The 17405-nt window shown below is 56.6% G+C and carries 13 protein-coding genes; 9 read left to right on the forward strand and 4 right to left on the reverse strand.

Annotation, left to right across the window (positions count from 1 at the left end; translation table 11 throughout):
• Window positions 1-57: 57 nt before the first annotated feature.
• The 5 genes from pstC (at window position 58) to phoB (ending at window position 5038) form a co-directional block, all read left to right on the forward strand.
• On the forward strand, window positions 58-1488 hold the full coding sequence (pstC, locus tag PQU98_RS12670; RefSeq protein WP_272745307.1) for a phosphate ABC transporter permease subunit PstC: 1431 nt from the start codon (window positions 58-60) through the stop codon (window positions 1486-1488).
• Window positions 1481-2794, forward strand: a complete 1314-nt coding sequence (gene pstA / locus PQU98_RS12675) for a phosphate ABC transporter permease PstA (protein ID WP_272745308.1) — start codon at window positions 1481-1483, stop codon at window positions 2792-2794. Before pstC ends, pstA begins: the two co-directional genes overlap by 8 nt.
• A gap of 68 nt (window positions 2795-2862) precedes the next feature.
• Window positions 2863-3636 carry a phosphate ABC transporter ATP-binding protein PstB gene (pstB, locus tag PQU98_RS12680; protein WP_324291049.1) on the forward strand — a complete coding sequence of 258 codons (774 nt, stop codon included), beginning with the start codon at window positions 2863-2865 and terminating at the stop codon, window positions 3634-3636.
• A 10-nt stretch (window positions 3637-3646) separates the two neighbouring features.
• Entirely contained in the window at window positions 3647-4339 is a 693-nt protein-coding gene (gene phoU / locus PQU98_RS12685) for a phosphate signaling complex protein PhoU (RefSeq protein ID WP_189484693.1), read from the forward strand.
• 9 nt (window positions 4340-4348) lie between these two features.
• Window positions 4349-5038 carry a phosphate regulon transcriptional regulator PhoB gene (gene phoB, locus PQU98_RS12690; RefSeq protein ID WP_189484692.1) on the forward strand — a complete coding sequence of 230 codons (690 nt, stop codon included), beginning with the start codon at window positions 4349-4351 and terminating at the stop codon, window positions 5036-5038.
• Window positions 5039-5047: 9 nt separating this feature from the next.
• Here the strand turns inward: phoB and PQU98_RS12695 are convergent, their stop codons facing one another.
• A complete protein-coding gene (locus tag PQU98_RS12695) occupies window positions 5048-6040 on the reverse strand; it encodes an aspartyl protease family protein (protein ID WP_272745309.1) in 993 nt (330 codons plus the stop codon).
• Window positions 6041-6133: 93 nt separating this feature from the next.
• Window positions 6134-7036, reverse strand: coding sequence for an Hsp33 family molecular chaperone (locus PQU98_RS12700; RefSeq protein WP_272745310.1), 903 nt, complete (start codon window positions 7034-7036; stop codon window positions 6134-6136).
• 255 nt (window positions 7037-7291) lie between these two features.
• Between PQU98_RS12700 and serA the strand changes: the two genes are divergently transcribed.
• The gene (serA, locus tag PQU98_RS17135; protein ID WP_272745311.1) at window positions 7292-9241 is read left to right on the forward strand and encodes a phosphoglycerate dehydrogenase; all 1950 of its coding nucleotides are present in this window, start codon (window positions 7292-7294) and stop codon (window positions 9239-9241) included.
• A 106-nt stretch (window positions 9242-9347) separates the two neighbouring features.
• Here the strand turns inward: serA and PQU98_RS12710 are convergent, their stop codons facing one another.
• Window positions 9348-9821, reverse strand: a complete 474-nt coding sequence (locus tag PQU98_RS12710; RefSeq protein ID WP_272745312.1) for a PilZ domain-containing protein — start codon at window positions 9819-9821, stop codon at window positions 9348-9350.
• A 558-nt stretch (window positions 9822-10379) separates the two neighbouring features.
• Here PQU98_RS12710 and PQU98_RS17080 point away from each other — a divergent pair.
• From PQU98_RS17080 to PQU98_RS12725, 3 genes are all read left to right on the forward strand, one after another.
• On the forward strand, window positions 10380-12215 hold the full coding sequence (locus PQU98_RS17080) for a DEAD/DEAH box helicase (RefSeq protein ID WP_368408156.1): 1836 nt from the start codon (window positions 10380-10382) through the stop codon (window positions 12213-12215).
• Window positions 12216-12412: 197 nt separating this feature from the next.
• Window positions 12413-14296: a M1 family metallopeptidase gene (locus tag PQU98_RS12720; RefSeq protein ID WP_272745313.1), complete on the forward strand. Its 1884-nt coding sequence runs from the start codon at window positions 12413-12415 to the stop codon at window positions 14294-14296.
• A gap of 57 nt (window positions 14297-14353) precedes the next feature.
• Window positions 14354-16111 (forward strand): ATP-binding protein, encoded by a 1758-nt coding sequence (locus PQU98_RS12725; RefSeq protein WP_272745314.1) that lies wholly within the window; start codon window positions 14354-14356, stop codon window positions 16109-16111.
• Between the two features lie 63 nt (window positions 16112-16174).
• On the opposite strand, the gene PQU98_RS12730 is transcribed toward PQU98_RS12725, so the two are convergent.
• The gene (locus PQU98_RS12730) at window positions 16175-17191 is read right to left on the reverse strand and encodes a sugar kinase (protein ID WP_272745315.1); all 1017 of its coding nucleotides are present in this window, start codon (window positions 17189-17191) and stop codon (window positions 16175-16177) included.
• Between the last annotated feature and the right edge of the window lie 214 nt (window positions 17192-17405).

A 17405-nucleotide genomic window follows, 5' to 3' on the forward strand; every position in this document is an offset into this window, starting at 1 on the left:
TAGGCCGTCCTATCCGGGTGTAAGTCCGGCCTACGCAATTTCAGGGTTTCCCCGTTTATGACCGGCTATCTCTTTCTCGCGCTGATCGTTTTCTCAGTCGCCAGCTTTATGTTTGGCCGGTCACTGGCGCGGCGCAAAGCGGCAGCCCAAGGGGTGCGTGCGCACTCCCTGCCTGCCTTTTCGGGTTGGTTCGTGGCGATCTGGAGCTTCATTCCGGCGGCTGTGGTGTTGCTGGTTCTGGTCATATTCGGTGCTCGGCTGGAAAACGCCATTGTGCAGTCGGATGTTCCTGCTGCCGTCCAGCAGTTGCCGGAACTGAATCAAGGCCTGTTCTTTCAGGATGTGCGCGCCATAGCCAACGGCGGCACGCCCAGCACGACGGTTTATGACGGTGAGTTGAAGGCCGCATTCGACCACAAGGTGGCTCAGGCCAGGAGCGTCGATTCGACCATTAATCTCGGCGCCTATGTCCTTACGGCGGTTCTGGCGCTGGCGGGCGGCCTTCTGGCCTATACGCGCATTTCGCCGCAGTTCCGCGCCCGTAACAGCGTGGAGCGCTGGGTGTCGGTGTTTCTGGTCGCCTGTTCGGTGGTGGCGATTCTGACTACGCTTGGGATAATCCTGTCACTACTGTGGGAATCTTTGCGCTTCTTTCAGTCCGTATCGCCGCTTGATTTCCTGTTTGGTACTCACTGGTCGCCACAGATCGCCATGCGCGCCGATCAGGTCGGCTCATCGGGTGGTTTCGGCGCGGTGCCGTTGTTTATCGGTACCTTCCTGATCATGCTTATCGCCATGTGTGTGGCGGCGCCTGTGGGGCTGTTCTCGGCCATTTATCTGTCAGAATATGCCACGCCGTTCATGCGCGCCTGGATCAAGCCGGTGCTGGAAATTCTGGCCGGCGTGCCAACCGTGGTTTACGGTTTTTTTGCCGCGCTTGTGGTCGGGCCGAGCTTTCGTGAATTTTTCAACTGGCTTGGGGCCTTCATGCCGGGTACGCCGATGGGCGAGTACCTGATGAACGTGCAAAACCAGATGGCGTTGGTGGCCGGTGTGGTCATGGGCATCATGCTGATCCCGTTCGTGTCGTCTCTGTCCGATGACATTATCAACTCTGTGCCTCAATCCCTGCGCGACGGTTCTCTGGCTATGGGGGCGACGCGCTCCGAGACCATCAAAAAGGTTGTCCTGCCCGCGGCTCTGCCGGGTATCTCAGGCGCTATGTTGCTGGCCGTATCGCGAGCGATTGGTGAGACCATGATCGTGACTATGGCGGCGGGTTTGCAGGCCAAGACCACGCTCAATCCGCTTGATACTGTCACGACCGTCACCGTGCAGATCGTTACCCTCCTCACCGGCGATCAGGAATTCGACAGCCCAAAGACCCTGGCCGCGTTCGGCCTTGGTCTGACCCTGTTTATCGTCACCCTTGCTCTTAACCTGATCGCCCAGCGCATCGTCCAGAAATATCAGGAACAATATGACTGATACCGTTCAATCTTCTCTGGCTGAAACCCGCGCGCCGGCAAAAGTCGATCTGAAAACGGCTGTGGCCAAGCGCCTGAAAGCCCGTCACGCGGCGGAGATGCGTTTTCGTGCCTATGGCGTACTGGCCATCTGCGTGGCGGTGCTGTTTCTCGGCATCCTGCTGGAGCGCATTGTCCATCAGGGCTATACTGCCTTTGTCACCCACTCGATCACGACGGAGGTCTATCTCGACCCCAACCGGATCGACCCGACCGACATTATGGGCGCCAACTACGACCAGATGATCACTGAGCAGGTCATGGCCAAGATGGGTGTGGCCGAAGATGAATACGGCACGACATCGGGTGAGTATAAAGAAATCCTGTCGCCGGATCTGGGCTTTAAGGCGCTTGAGGCCCTCCGTGATGATCCAAAGCTTTTGGGTAAGAAGATCAGCCTGACATCACCGATCGCGGCCAATGCCGACCTTTATTACAAAGGCGAAATTAGCCGGGACATCGTTGAGGCGGATCGCAATGTTTCCGATCAGCAGATGGTGTGGATGGATGACCTGAAAACCAAAGGTTTGGTCAAGGGCCATTTCAATACCTATCTGTTCACCAATACCGACTCGACCCAACCGGAACTGGCTGGCCTCCTAGGGGCGATCATGGGTTCGGCCATGATGCTGCTGGTGACGGCGGCGCTGGCTATTCCGATTGGTGTGGGGGCGGCTCTGTTCCTTGAAGAGTTTGCGCCAAAGAATCGTTGGACGGCCCTGATCGAGGTCAATATCAACAACCTGGCCGCGGTGCCTTCGATCGTTTATGGTTTGCTGGGGCTTGCGGTATTCATCAACTGGCTGGGTATGCCGCGCTCATCGCCGCTGGTTGGCGGTGTGGTGCTGGCCCTGATGGCCCTGCCGACCGTGATTATTGCCACCCGCTCATCGCTGCGGGCCGTGCCGCCATCGATCCGCGAAGCCGCCCTTGGTATCGGCGCCTCAAAGACTCAGGCGGTGTTTCACCATGTGCTGCCGCTGGCCATGCCGGGTATTATGACCGGCACCATCATATCTCTGGCCCACGCTCTGGGTGAGACGGCACCGCTGTTGATGATCGGCATGATCTCCTTCGTACCGGGTCTGCCGGAAAGCGTCACCTCGGCCGCCTCGGTTCTGCCGGTTCAGATCTTCATCTGGGAAAACGCCTCTGAGCGCGCTTTCCATGAACGTACCGCCGCCGCCATTATCGTGCTTCTGGTCTTCATGATCGTCATGAACCTGGCGGCGATTCTGCTGCGTCGTCGCTTTGAAAGACGGTGGTAATTATGAAACTCTATACGCGCCCGCTCTACGCCCCTGATACGTCCATCGGTAAACCCAGAGACCCGTCCATGACCACGACCGCCACAACCCCGAAGTTCGTCGCCCGTGACGTCAAGGTCCACTACGGTGACAAGCAAGCTCTGCACGGCATTGATATCGACATTCTCGATAAGTCGGTAACCGCTTTCATCGGCCCGTCGGGCTGCGGTAAGTCGACTTTCCTGCGCTGCCTGAACCGCATGAACGATACCATCCCAAGCGCCCGCGTTGACGGCACCATCCTGCTCGACGGCGAAGACCTGAACGACCGTAAGGTTGATCCGGTCGTCCTGCGGGCCCGCGTCGGTATGGTGTTCCAAAAGCCGAACCCGTTCCCCAAGACCATCTATGAGAACGTTGCCTATGGCCCGAAGATTCATGGCCTGGCGACCTCGAAAGAAGAGATGGATCACATTGTCGAAAGCTCGCTCAAAAAAGCGTCGCTGTGGAACGAAGTCTCTGATCGCCTGCACCAGCAGGGCACCGGCCTGTCCGGCGGCCAGCAGCAGCGTCTGGTCATTGCCCGCGCCATTGCGGTTGGCCCCGAAGTCATCCTGATGGATGAGCCCTGTTCGGCGCTTGACCCGATCGCGACCGCTAAGATCGAAGAACTGATCGATGAACTGCGTCAGCAGTTCTGCATCGTTATCGTTACGCACTCGATGGCGCAGGCCGCGCGGGTGTCACAAAAAACCGCCTTCTTCCACCTCGGCAATCTGGTCGAAGTCGGCAACACCGAAGATATCTTCACCAATCCTAAAGACCAGCGCACTCAGGATTATATTACTGGGCGCTTTGGATAAGGACTGACACATGAACCCGCATACCGTTAAGACCTACGGCGAAGAACTGGATCAATTGTCGGCTGAGGTCATCCTGATGGGTGGGCTGGCTGAGGCTCAGGTCGCTGATGCCGTCGAAGCCGTGGCCCGCCGCGATGTCGCTCTGGCCCAAAGCGTCATCCAGCGCGATCAGCGTCTGGATGAACTGGAAAAAGACATTGAGCGCAAGGCCATTCGCCTGATCGCCCTGCGCCAGCCGATGGCGTCTGACTTACGCAAAACCGTGTCGGCCATGAAGATCGCCACCTCGCTGGAGCGTACCGGCGATCTGGCCAAGAACATTGCCAAACGCTCACTGGTCATTTCCGAGTCCGAGCCGATGTCGGGCCTGACCCGCTCGATCGAGCGCATGGGCAAGCTGGTGTCGTCGCGCCTGCGCGATGTGCTGGATGCCTACAAGGGCTCAAAGCTCGATATCGCCCAAGCCGTTTGGTCGTCGGATACCGAAGTCGATGAACACTATAACGCCATGTTCCGCGAACTTCTGACCTACATGATGGGCGATCCGCGCACCATTTCGGCCTGCACCCACGTCCTGTTCATGGCCAAAAACCTGGAGCGGATCGGCGACCACGCCACCAATATGGCTGAGCACATCCACTACGAAGTGACCGGCGAAGACTATATGAACGAACGCCCCAAGCTGACCACGATGGAACCGTAAGAGCATACCATGAAGCCGTACATCATTATTGCCGAAGACGAAGACGCTTTATCGACGCTTTTGCAATATAATCTTGAAAAAGAAGGTTATGAGGTCGCGCAGGCTGTCGACGGCGACGAAGCCCTGATGATGATCGAAGAGCGCATGCCCGATCTTCTGGTGTGTGACTGGATGATGCCCAAGGTGTCAGGCATCGAAGTCTGCCGCCGACTGCGTGCCCAGACTGAAACGCGCAACCTGCCCATCGTCATGCTGACCGCCCGCTCCGAAGAAAGCGACCGCATCCGCGGTCTCGATACCGGCGCCGATGACTATGTGGTCAAGCCGTTTTCGATGGTGGAACTGATCGCGCGTATCCGGGCGGTGCTGCGCCGCATCCGTCCGGGCCTCAGTGAAGATCGTGTTCAGTTCGGTGAGATTTCGGTCGACCGTCTGTCGCACCGTGTCCAGCGCGGCGGTCGTGATGTCCATCTGGGCCCGACCGAATACCGCCTGCTGGATTACCTGATGCAGCATCCCAAGCGCGTCTTTTCGCGGGAGCAACTTCTGGACGCCGTCTGGGGCAATGATGTCTATGTCGAAGCCCGCACGGTTGACGTTCATATCGGCCGCCTGCGTAAGGCCCTGAACGATGGCGCGGAAAAAGATCTGATCCGCACGGTTCGCTCTGCCGGCTATTCGCTGGATTTGCAGGCCTGATTAGAAAATTCAGGCTTTTTCAATCTGCACTTCGGGTCGGGGATGGGGCGGCGCGTCGGCCAGTTCAAACCGGATTTCCTGTGCGCGATAATCGATAGAGACAACCGCGAACTGCCGCAAAAAATCCATCCCGACCAGCAGGGCGGGCTTATTCTGTAATCGCCAGCTATCGAACACGGGCACATCGGCAATGGCTATGGCCGCATTGCTGAAGGTCAGCTCCTGCATACGCAGTCTGTTTATCCGGACTGTAGGCGCGATTAATTCGCCGCCGGTAACCCCGCTTAAGCTGATAGGGCCCATCTCGGATAGTTTGCCGTTCTTTTTCAGCAACGCGTCCCTTAGCGCCGTATTGCCGATGGAAACCTCGGCACCCGTATCGATAATGGCCGACGCCAGCACACCATCCATCCGGCAGTCGCTGATGCGTAAGTGCCCGGCTGAGCCATAGGCTTTGACGCGGGTGATATCGGGCGCGTAAATCCGTTGCGTCGCATAGCGTGGGGCTTCGACCCGCAGTGTGCGCTTCTTGAAATCAAAGGTCACGCGTGTGCCATTGATGACATCCAGCCCCAGAAACCCATCGGCTTTCAGCAGAGCGCGCGGCAATACGGGTACCGTCAGATCACGATGGACGAATGGCCCAAGCGTCAGTTTGCTAATACGCGCGGTGGAGGCGGGGACAAGGCCATTTATGCCCTTGACCACCACTTCGCGGCCACCCGGCAAAGCCAGAAGGCTGGCCAGTTCTGTGGATATGACCGATTGTTCGGCGGCGGTGTCGACCACAAACTGGTAAGGGCCCTGACCGTTTATAAACACGCCCACGGTCATCTGATTAGCCGCGGTATTACGCGCGGCAAGCTTTGCGTCTTCGCTGTCTTTATCGGTTTTGGGCGGGGCGACGGCACTCCATGCCGGATTAAGGCCGCTAAGGCAGGTGGCGGCACCGGCGCGAATGAGCGTGCGCCGGCACAGATAGTGCCGGTTTATATCTGACATGCGTTTCCCCCGGCCGTGTGATTATGAGCTTATGGCCTTGGCTATAAAACTAGCGCAAATGGCCAAAAGCTGCAATCGGGCAGGGTGATCAGATCAGAGACTGATAAAATAGGTCTTTGAGCAGTATTCGCAGGTGATGTGTACCTTGCCGTCCGGCTCGATCATATCGTTCTGCTCTTCGGGGGAGAAGGACTGCACCAGACTTTCCACCCGTTCCTGCGAGCAGCGGCATTGCTGGTAAACGTCCTTAAAGGTCGACAAACGCACGCCGTCCTCATGGAACAGGCGGTACAGCAGACGCTCGGTCTCCAGCGAAAAATCGGTCAGTTCATCTTCGCCCAGGGTCGCAAACAGGGCGCGGATATGATCAAAAGCCTCGCGGGTTTCGCCGCGGCTAAGGTCACCGGCAATGGCCTGAATCATAGCGCCACCGGCCCGCCACACCGGGCCATCGCCTGAGTCTTCACGTGAAACCGCCAGCTTGATCTGGGTCGGTATTTGTTCGGACTGGGCGAAATAATGCTCCGCGCACAAAGACAGGCTGTCGCCTTCTATCGGCGTGACCCCCTGATAGCGATCCATCTGACCGTCAGGATCAAGCGTCATGATAAAGGTGCCCTTGCCGATCAGGGCGCGGGCGCCCAGACTGGTGAATTCCGAGGCATTGGCGGCAATCAGGTCTTTTAATTCGGTTTCGTCATAGCGGCAGAAGGCGCGCAATCCGCCGCGGGTATCGTAATCCGCCACGACATAGCGCACGCAGCCTTCGCCCTGCGCCTGCATGATCAGGCGACCCTCGAATTTCAGAGCGGAGCCGACCAGCACCGCCAGCGCGCAGGCTTCGGACACCAGATGGGCGATCTCATCCGGATAGCTATGGGCGGCAAGAATGGCGTTCAGACTGTCGCCCAAGCGCACCACGCGGCCATGAACCGGCAAGGTGTCGATCACAAAGCGAGCGGAAAAGTCCTGATAGGGCGGGGTGTCGTTACTCATGAAACCTGATCTTATGGAGCCACTGCGCAAACGCAGCGTCGAATTTAAGGAATTTGGCTAAGTCTTGAAACGGAACGGCATAGATAATCAAGGGTTTTGCCAAAAAAAGAGGGGGCGGCGCTTTTTAATCACGTATGGCCAGTTGTTTTACGGGGGGTTTTGCCCTATTTGCGCAGGCGAAAATCAACATGATATTGCCATGCTGATGTCTGTTTTACGCTGCGACGTAACACCCCCTTTGTGAGTGCAACTGCGATGACCACAACCCTTGAAAATCCTGTAGCTGACAAAATTCAGGCGGCGGTTCTGCCGACCATAGTTCTGGATTTCGACTCGACCTTCACTCAGGTTGAGGCGCTGGATATATTGGCCGAGCAGTTGTTTTCTTCCGATCCGGCCCGTCTGACCGATATTACGGCCATCAAAGATCTGACCGATCTGGCCATGTCGGGGGAGATTTCCTTTGCAGAAGCGCTGCAACGCCGGGTTCAGATTTTGAAGCCGACCAAGGCCGATCTGGAAGGGCTGGTGGAGACGCTCAAAGGACTGGTCAGCGCGTCGGTCGCCCGTAACAAAGAAGCCTTCCTGCGCCATCCGGGCAAGTTTCGCATTATCTCCGGCGGCTTTCATGACTTCATAGCCCCCGTGGTGGCCGAGTATGGCATCCGGCCTGAGCATATCCTCGCCAACCGGCTGGTGTTCGGCGATGACGGTATCGCCGTAAGCGTTGATCAGGGTAATCCTTTGTCAAAAGACGGCGGTAAGGTGGTGGCCCTGCAAGGCTGGGACATTACCGGGCCAGTGGTCATGGTCGGCGATGGCTGGACCGATTTTGAAGTCTACAAGGGCGGGGCCGCTGACCGGTTTTATGCCTTTGTTGAAAATGTGAAGCGCGAAAAGGTCGTTCAGGCCACCCACGGTATTGAGGCCGCGCAGGTCGTCGTGTCGTTCGATGAGGTGCTGCACAACGAAGGTTTCGAGGGGCGTTATTCCTTCCCGCGTTCGCGCCTCAAGGTGCTGCTGCTCGAAAACGTCCACCCGACCGCGATTCAGGCCTTTCGCGAAGAGGGCTATGACGTCACGACCGTTAAAGGCGCGCTGGATGAAGATGACCTGATCGACGCCATTCAGGGTGTGCATATCTTAGGTATCCGCTCCAAGACCACAGTGACACAAAAGGTGCTTGATGCGGCCGATAAGCTGCTGGCGGTAGGCGCCTTCTGTATCGGGACCAATCAGATCGATCTTAAGGGCTGCTCGAAAAAGGGTATTGCGGTCTTTAATGCCCCCTATTCCAATACCCGATCAGTCGTTGAAATGGTCATGGGGCTGACGGTCATCCTGACGCGCAATATCTACGATAAGTCGATCCAGATGCACACCGGCAAGTGGGATAAGTCCGCGACCGGCGCCCACGAAGTGCGCAATAAAACGATCGGTATCATCGGCTATGGTGCCATCGGCTCGCAGTTGTCGATCCTGGCCGAGGCGTTCGGGATGCGGGTCATCTATTATGATGTGGCCGAAAAGCTGACGCTTGGTAATGCGCGCCGCTATCGCTCACTGGATGCGCTGCTGGCCGAGGTCGATGTTTTGAGCATCCATGTCGATGGCCGGGCCGAAAACAAGAACCTGATGGGGGCTGCGCAATTTGCCAAGATGAAAGACGGCGCGTTGTTTATCAACCTGTCGCGCGGCCATGTCGTTGATATTGATGCCCTGGCGCAAGCGCTGAAATCAGGCAAGATTTACGGGGCGGCGGTCGATGTCTTCCCGGAAGAGCCGCGCACCAATGACGATCCGTTTGTAAGCCCGCTGACCGGTATCAAGAACCTGATCCTGACCCCGCATATCGGTGGCTCTACCGAAGAGGCCCAGGAAGCGATCGGGGAGTTTGCTTCGGAACGTCTGCTGAATTTCCTGAACCGGGGCGATACGACGTTTTCGGTCAATATGCCGAACGTGCAGTTGTCCGAAGTCGAAGGGCGTCACCGCTTTCTGCATATTCACCAGAACGTGCCAGGGGTCATGGCGGCGATCAACAACATCATCGCCAAATATAATCTCAATATTCTGGCCCAGCACCTCAAGACCAATGAGTCTCTGGGCTATGTGATCGTCGATGTTGACCGTGGTTATTCGAAAGAAGCGCTGGAAGAACTTAAGGCCGTCACCGGGACGTTGAAATTCAGATCTCTGACCTAAAAAAAGGCCCCGAAACCGGGGCCTTTTTTCACTTTTAGCATCGTGCATCTTGTCCAAAAACCGCGCAACACTTTTTGGCTTCGCCGAACTCCGTTTGGGATGCGCTTTAATCTAAGAAAAAGGTATCTTCGTCTTTGGGGGGGGGCGGTTGGTTCAGTGTCTGCCACGCGTCATAAACGGCACGTGGTACTTTAGGAGAAGACATCTTGCCTGGTGTCAGTTTTTCGATGAAATCGAATTTCAGACCCATCTTGTGGGCCATGGTCCAGACGGAGCGCCCGCGTCGCACGACATGAGCATCCAGATCGATCAGCCAAACCTCAGACGGAATCTCACCGATAGAGTCGAACAGAACCTGTGCGCCGGAGGCTGATTGATCAAGTATGGTACAGTGAATAGTTTGCTGGCTATTCAGAAATAGCAGGCAGCCACGGTCGTTACACTCAAATCGCGGTTCGTTCCGGCGATTGGCGAACATTTCATAGGGCTGAATGATTTCGACCTTAGATGACGCCGCCGGCGGTGTGGCCAGCGGTGTGGAATGAGGGGGCGAAGAGACGGGAGCAGACGGTGTGGCCATGATAGAGTGCACTTCGTTGAGACGAACAGGGGACTGAACGCAACGCCTTAATAGAACTGAATTTTTTAAGCTTACTGTGCCGCATTCGCGACCCTGCACCAAGGGTGGGCGGATCGTGTAACCAGCGTTTGGCAGATAACAAATCTGCCATGTTGCGGTGCACGTTAAACCCGGTTTCTTTACAAACCGTGTCCAAAACGGTCAGTGATCACGTATTTTAGAAAAATGTCTCTCATCACTATCTCTTGACATTTGCAGCCGTATCCATCATGTGACCTTCTTCGCATCCGCGAAATCTCTTTGTCAGGCCGCGTGAGGTAAGGCTTTTAAAAATTACACCACATGTTTGTGTGTGCCGTATCGCCTGACAGACTTATAAATTACCGCCATGCCGAATGGTGGTCACAATCAAAAAAATACGATGGCTCGTGACACGCGGAGCCTCGCCCATAAACCGCCCGGCCTCACAGATGATGGCGCGGGCAGGGCTGTTTGCGTGTCTTTCGCGTTTGCGTGAGATGTCTTGAGCGGCCTCACCCCAGAAAGCGAAGTCTCTGCGTGAGCAATAATTCTGTAACCTTCAAAGATTTAGGCCTGACGTCATCCCTGTTGATGACCCTTGAAAAAGAAGGCTATGTCAACCCGACCCCTATTCAGGCGCAATCGATCCCGATCGTCCTGAAGGGCCATGACCTTTTGGGGATCGCCCAGACGGGTACGGGTAAGACGGCGGCGTTTGCCCTGCCGATCCTGCACCACATCCTGACCAATCGCATCATTCCGGCACCGAAGACCGTGCGCGTGCTGGTGCTGTCGCCAACCCGCGAACTGGCGACTCAGATCGCCGACAGCTTCAAGACCTATTCGCGCGGCATGGGTCTGCAGATCGCGACCATTTTTGGTGGCGTGAAGTATGGCCCGCAATATAAGGCCCTGCTGAACGGGCTCGATATTCTGGTAGCGACACCGGGTCGTTTGATTGACCATCTGGATCAAAAGACGGTTGACCTGCGCGGCGTTGAATTCCTGGTGCTCGATGAAGCTGATCAGATGCTGGATCTGGGCTTTGTGAAGCCGATCCGCCAGATCGCCGCCAAGCTGCCGCATAAGCGTCAGAACCTGTTTTTCTCGGCCACTATGCCGAAGGAAATCGTAGGTCTGGTCAACGAACTGCTGACCGACCCGAAGAAGGTCGAAATCGCCCCCGAAGCCACCACGGCTGAGCGCGTCACCCAGCAGGTCATCTTCGTTGAACAATTGCGTAAGCGCGCCCTGTTGTCTGAACTTTATGCCGAAGATGCGCTTACCCGTACTCTGGTGTTTACGCGTACAAAGCGTTCTGCCGACCGGGTCACCGCCTATCTGCAAGCCGGTGGCATCGAAGCCGCCGCCATTCACGGTGACAAGAACCAGGGCCAGCGCGAGCGCGCCCTTCAGGCCTTCCGCGATGGTCGCGTGCGCGCACTCGTTGCAACTGACATTGCCGCCCGCGGTATCGATGTTGACGGCGTGACCCACGTCATCAATTTCGAGCTGCCCTATGTGGCCGAAGCCTATGTTCACCGCATTGGCCGGACTGCGCGTGCTGGCCGTTCGGGTATCTCGATCACTTTGTGCGCCGATGACGAGCGTAAGTTCCTGAAAGACATCGAACGTGTCACGCGTCAGCGCATCCCGTCGTTCGATCGCCGTAAGGATCAGGCTTTGAAACTGTTGGACGAGGCCATTCTGGCGTCGGGCAATACCGAAAAGCCGAAGACGCCTGAGCGCATTGCCGTTGCCCGTCACATTGATGGCGATGCTGAGCGCGTCCATAAGCGTCAGCGCAACCGTCCGGGCCGCAATGAGCGCCGCGAAATGCGTGAAAACGGTCGTCCTGAGCGGGCTGAGCGTGCTCCGTCGTTCGATCCGATGGCGGCTGAGCGTGAAGCCACGGCCCCTAAGCGCGATTTCACTGAGAAAAAGTCGTTCAGTGAGCGCAAATATGGCGACAAAAAACCGTTTGGTGCGAAAAAGCCATTCGGCAAGAAACGCTTCGACGCACCGGTTGAGGCCGATCAGTTCTTTGATCGCCCGGCCCGCACTGAGCGTCCTGCGAAGGATGACCGCCCTGACCGTCGTGGAGACGAAGGCAAGCGTCCGTTTGCAAAGTCGAATGGTGCTAAGCCTGAGGGCGATAAGAAGCCATACGGCGACAAAAAATCCTTTGGTGCGAAGAAACCGTTCGACCGTAAACGTTCCGAGGGCGCTGACGGCCACAAGGCCCGCGATGCCCACGGCTATAAAGGTCGTGATGGTGGGGCTAAGCGCGGCTCCGGCCAACCTGCTGCTGAGCCCAAGGTCAACCGTGCGGATGGCGCGCAATTCAAGCGCCGCCAAAAACAAGCAGGGTAATTTAGCTTGCCCCTACGTTAAAAACGCTAAGAAAAGCCCGTGGCATATCATGTCGCGGGCTTTTTCCTTATTTTCACAGTTGTGTGATGAGCTTATTTTTCGTTTAATGCGGTCTTGATGGGGTTTTGATTTTTATGCAGGTCACAGGACGAATGAACGCCGGTAGTTGCTATGCGCGAATCCTTGCGGGCGTTGGAATGGCGTTTGCCGTGCTTTTCACGGTTTCGGCCTGTTCACCCAAACCTGACGAAGGCAGCGCGGCCCCGCTGGCCATTGCTGCCAAGGCCGTTGATCATCATTCCTATGCCAAACCGCTGGAAGCGCGGGTGCGCCACGTTGATCTGGATCTGACGGCGGATTTTGACCGCAAGATTTTGTCTGGCACGGCGGCCCTGTCGCTGGAGACTGAGCCTGATGCCCGTCAGGTCATCCTCGATACCAAGGCTCTGAATATTCTGGGCGTGACCGATGCTGCGGGCGCACCGTTGAAGTATGCGCTCGGCAAGTCTGACCCCATTCTGGGCGCGCCTCTGACCATCGAACTGCCGCAGGGCGCGCAAAAGGTCATTGTGCGTTATGAAACGACCAATAAGACCGAAGCCCTGCAATGGTTGTCCCCCTCACAGACCGCGGGCAAACAGCATCCGTTCCTGTTTTCGCAAGGGCAGGCCATCCTGACCCGGTCGTGGCTGCCGACGCAGGACAGCCCGGCCATCCGCCAGACCTATAGTGCCCGCATAGTGACTCCGCGCGCGCTTAAGGCCGTGATGAGCGCCGATATGCTGACGCCCGACGGCGAAGACGTGATCGATGCGCCCGGTAAAAAAGCTTACCGTTTCAAGATGGACGAAGCGATCCCTCCCTATCTGATTGCGATCGCTGTGGGAGAAATTGACTTCCGGCCCTTGGGTAAGCGCACCGGTGTATATGCCGAAAAAGTCACCGTCGAAGCCGCCGCCGATGAGTTTGTCGATGTCGAAAAAATGGTCGGGGCCGCCGAAAAGCTTTACGGGCCCTATCGCTGGGGCCGCTATGACATTTTGGTTCTGCCGCCATCGTTTCCTTATGGCGGAATGGAGAACCCGCGCCTGACCTTTGCCACGCCGACGATTCTGGCCGGGGATCGCTCACTGGTGTCGCTGGTCGCCCACGAACTGGCGCACTCATGGTCCGGTAATCTGGTCACCAACGCCACCTGGAATGATTTCTGGCTCAATGAAGGCTTCACGGTCTATTTTGAGAACCGCATCATGGAGGAACTTTATGGCAAGGACCGCGCCGCTATGTTGCGCACTCTGGGCTATCAGGATCTTCAGGACACGGTTAAGGGCTATATGGATGACAAGCATCCGGAACTGACGGCGCTTTATATTGATCTTAAGGGCAAACATCCCGATGATGGTTTCTCGGAGATCCCTTATGAAAAAGGCGCATCCTTCCTGCGGGTGATCGAAGATACGGTTGGCCGCCGCCGGTTTGATGCCTATCTTAAGGGCTATTTCAATCGCTATGCTTTCAAGAGCATGACCACAGATGCCTTTATCGAAGACCTGAGTGAAAACCTGCTCAAGGGTGATAAGGCGCTGGAGGATAAGATCAATGTCCGGGCATGGATTTACGATCCGGGCCTGCCGACCAATATTATTGTCCCGAAATCCGATGCGTTCGATAAGGTGGATGCGCAGGTCGCGGCCTTTATCGGGGGGGCAGCGCCGGCCGAATTGCAGACGACGGACTGGACGACGCAGGAATGGCAAAGGTTCCTGAACCAGATGCCGGAAACCCTGACGGTGGACCAGATGGTTAGCCTTGATGACAGGTTTAAATTTTCAGCCAGCCATAATTCCGAAATTCTGTTTCTGTGGTTGAAGCTGGCGATTGCGCATCATTACGAGCCTGCCATGCCGGCACTGGAAACCTTCTTAACCTCGCAGGGACGACGCAAATTCATCACGCCGCTGTACCGCGATCTGATGGAGCGGCCGGGCTGGGGGCAGGCTATGGCACGCCGGGTCTATGCCGAAGCCCGGTCAGGTTATCACGAAGTTACCCGTGCCAGTGTCGATAAGGTCGTAAACTAAAACTCTTTTAAAGGTTTTGGGCTAAGTTCGCGTTTTAAGCCACGGACTAAGCCGCCCATGCGCGATGCCATTTTTATCGGAATTGCCGAATCCCGCGTCAAGGGATTTAAGACCCGCCTGGGTCTGGCGGCGTTTCTGGGCGGTACGGCCATGTTGCTCCATCCGTCAATCTGGCCGCTGGTTTGGTATAGCGTTTACGTATTTTCACAGATTATCGACAATAATCTGTTCAAGGCGGCGCTGAAAAATCCCAAAAAGCAAGGCGATGAAGCGAAGTTTATTTTCGCCATCGCGCTGTCCACGCTCATTTTCTCTGGTATGGCCGCCTATACGTGGATTTTCGGCGGCGAAGAGGGGCGGATTTTTGCCGTCATTTCGATCTGTGGTGCGTTGCTGCATGTGACCTTGCAGCTTTATAACCGACGGGCCTATCTGTTTGCGGGGCTGGTGCCTCATACCCTTTATCTGCTGTTCCTGCCGTCAGTTACAGCTTTGATCGAGCCGGGCCATAATTCGTTCACCCTGTTTATCGTCAATGTCGGCACCTTTGTGTTTCTGGGCAATCTGGCCTGGGCGGTGAAGCAGAACAACCAAAGCCTGTATGACCTGAAGCTGGCTAAGGATGAAGCGCAAGCGGCGCGTAAGCTGGCCGAAAATGAGAGTGCCGCCAAGACCAATTTTCTGGCGGTTATTACCCACGAAATCCGCACGCCTATGAATGCGGTACTGTCGGCGGCCAACCTTCTGAAGCGTACCCCGCTTAATGACGAACAAACAGATCACGTCAAAATGCTCAGCAATGCCTCTGAAGTTTTAATGGGGCTGTTGAATGACGTTCTCGATATCTCCAAGATCGAAGCGGGTAAGATGACGATTGAGCGCGCGCCGGTCGAATTGAAGGAACTGGTGTCGGGCATCGGCCAATTATGGTCACCGCAGGCCCAGATCAAGAATGTCCGGCTGATACTTGAGATAGAAGATGGCCTGCCGTCACAGATTATGATCGATCCCTTACGCCTGCGGCAGATTTTGTTTAATCTGCTGTCGAATGCGGTCAAGTTCACCTCCAAGGGTCTGATTATTATGCGGGTATACCGCACACGCAATGAGGCCGGGGGTGCGGAGTTGCGTTTTGATGTTGAAGATCAGGGCATTGGTATTGCGGACGATCAGCTAGAGCGTATTTTCTCCAGCTTTGAACAGGCTGACGCCGGCACGACCCGCCGTTACGGAGGGACAGGGCTGGGTCTGGCCATTTCACGTAAGCTGGCGCAACTGATGCACGGTGATATTTCGGTGCGCTCAAGTCTTGGGCATGGGTCATGCTTCTCGCTCAGCCTGCCTTATGACAGCCTGCTGCTGACCGCTGTGGATGTGCCGCAGGGGCTGTCTGCAACCGAAGCGGATGTAGCGCCCGCAGACGGGCCGCGCACCATCCTGATCGTCGATGACCATGAGGTTAATCGCCGCATTGTGTCTCTGTTTGTGCAGCCACTGGGCTGGCGATGGGTCATGGCCGAAAACGGCCAGCAGGCGGTTGACCTGTGCCGTTCCGAGGCCTTTGACATCATCCTGATGGATATGCAGATGCCGGTTATGGGCGGCATCGAGGCGACCAAATGGATCCGCACTCAGGACGGCCCTAATCAGGATACGCCAATCGTCGCCCTGACCGCCAATGCGATGGAGCATCACCAGAAGGCGTGGGCTGAGGCCGGTGTTGAGGACTTCCTCGCCAAACCGATCGATCCGGATTTGCTGATCAATACTCTGATCGCCAAATCACGGATCAATCCACTGCGGGCGGCGGCATAAAGCGCATACCCAAAAGTGTGCAGCGGTTTTGGGAAAAGATGCGCGTCTTAAAATAAGCAGGTATCAGCGCTTAACGTCGAAGCCCTCATCACTGAGGAAAGCGCTCAGATCAGCCGCGTTCGCCAGGCTGAAATCGCCCGGAATCGCGTGCTTCAGGCAACCGCAAGCGATACCGAGATCAAGCGCGTCCTGATCGGTCTTGCCGCTTAAAATGCCATGCAGAACACCGGCTGCAAACGCATCGCCACCGCCGATGCGGTCAACGATCCCTGCTATGTCGTAGGTCGTGGTCTCAAGGCTCTCAGACCGCGTAAACATCAACCCCGCCAGACGGTTATGATCGACATTGACCTGGGTGCGGCGCGTGGAGATCAGGCGCATCAGATCGGGGAAGGTCGCAAAGGCATGGTCGGCGGCGGCCCGGTTGCGGGCCAATGAGCCGTCTTCGCCGTCGAATTTCGTTTTAAACACCAGTTCAATGTCGCGGTAACCACCGAAAATCAGGTCAGCATGGGACATCAACTGCTTGATCAGAGTCGGGGCATCGCCGCCCCACGCTTCCCACAGCTTTGGGCGGTAGTTGCAGTCGAACGAGACCTTGACCCCTAAAGCCTTGGCCGCATTCATACCGGCCAGAGCGGCATCAACACAGTTCTGACCCAGAGCGGCGGTCACGCCGGAGACATGCAGCCATGAGGCGTCCGCCAGCAGCACCGGCCAGTCCAGCTTTGAAAAATCCGCCGTGGCAAAGGCTGAGCCCGCCCGATCATAAAGAATATCCGACGGGCGGTGAATGGCGCCGGTGGTCAGGAAATAGAGCCCCATCCGGCCGGGGGCTGTGGTGACATCAGAGGTATCAACACCCCATTTGCGCACTTCCTGAACGGCAGCCAGACCCAGATCGTTGTCAGGGATGACGCTGATCATCTTGGCTTTGTGGCCAAGGCGTTGCAGGCCCACAGCGACATTGGCTTCAGCGCCACCGATGAAGGGCACCAGTTGCGGCAAGCCATAAAGCGGATCAACCCCCGTCGTCGTCAGCCGAACCAGCAATTCCCCAAAGCACGCAAAGGCCTTCATAATGTTCAGTTTCCCTCTTTCCGTATGGGTTTGTGTGTAGTGCGCAAAACCGTGCCTGTGAAGCGGTTTTGGCCGTTCTCATAAAAAAAGAACTTCGGGCCGGGAAGGCGCGAAGCTCTGGGTCAGATGCACCGTGAAGGTATCCGGCACAAGGGACAGTTTCAGGCAGATCAGGCGTACTCTACTTACGGTGCGCCGCCCCCCTGCCCCCCGG

The organism is Asticcacaulis machinosus, from assembly GCF_028550435.1.
GTDB lineage: Bacteria > Pseudomonadota > Alphaproteobacteria > Caulobacterales > Caulobacteraceae > Asticcacaulis > Asticcacaulis machinosus.

Coding starts and splice junctions, on each gene's coding strand:
- PQU98_RS12730 (WP_272745315.1), bottom strand. CDS start 17,191: ATGAAGGCCTTTGCGTGCTTTGGGGAATTGCTGGTTCGGCTGACGACG.
- PQU98_RS12710 (WP_272745312.1), bottom strand. CDS start 9,821: ATGGCCACACCGTCTGCTCCCGTCTCTTCGCCCCCTCATTCCACACCG.
- pstB (WP_324291049.1), top strand. CDS start 2,863: ATGACCACGACCGCCACAACCCCGAAGTTCGTCGCCCGTGACGTCAAG.
- PQU98_RS12720 (WP_272745313.1), top strand. CDS start 12,413: ATGGCGTTTGCCGTGCTTTTCACGGTTTCGGCCTGTTCACCCAAACCT.
- PQU98_RS12700 (WP_272745310.1), bottom strand. CDS start 7,036: ATGAGTAACGACACCCCGCCCTATCAGGACTTTTCCGCTCGCTTTGTG.
- pstA (WP_272745308.1), top strand. CDS start 1,481: ATGACTGATACCGTTCAATCTTCTCTGGCTGAAACCCGCGCGCCGGCA.
- phoU (WP_189484693.1), top strand. CDS start 3,647: ATGAACCCGCATACCGTTAAGACCTACGGCGAAGAACTGGATCAATTG.
- phoB (WP_189484692.1), top strand. CDS start 4,349: ATGAAGCCGTACATCATTATTGCCGAAGACGAAGACGCTTTATCGACG.
- serA (WP_272745311.1), top strand. CDS start 7,292: ATGACCACAACCCTTGAAAATCCTGTAGCTGACAAAATTCAGGCGGCG.
- PQU98_RS12725 (WP_272745314.1), top strand. CDS start 14,354: ATGCGCGATGCCATTTTTATCGGAATTGCCGAATCCCGCGTCAAGGGA.
- pstC (WP_272745307.1), top strand. CDS start 58: ATGACCGGCTATCTCTTTCTCGCGCTGATCGTTTTCTCAGTCGCCAGC.
- PQU98_RS12695 (WP_272745309.1), bottom strand. CDS start 6,040: ATGTCAGATATAAACCGGCACTATCTGTGCCGGCGCACGCTCATTCGC.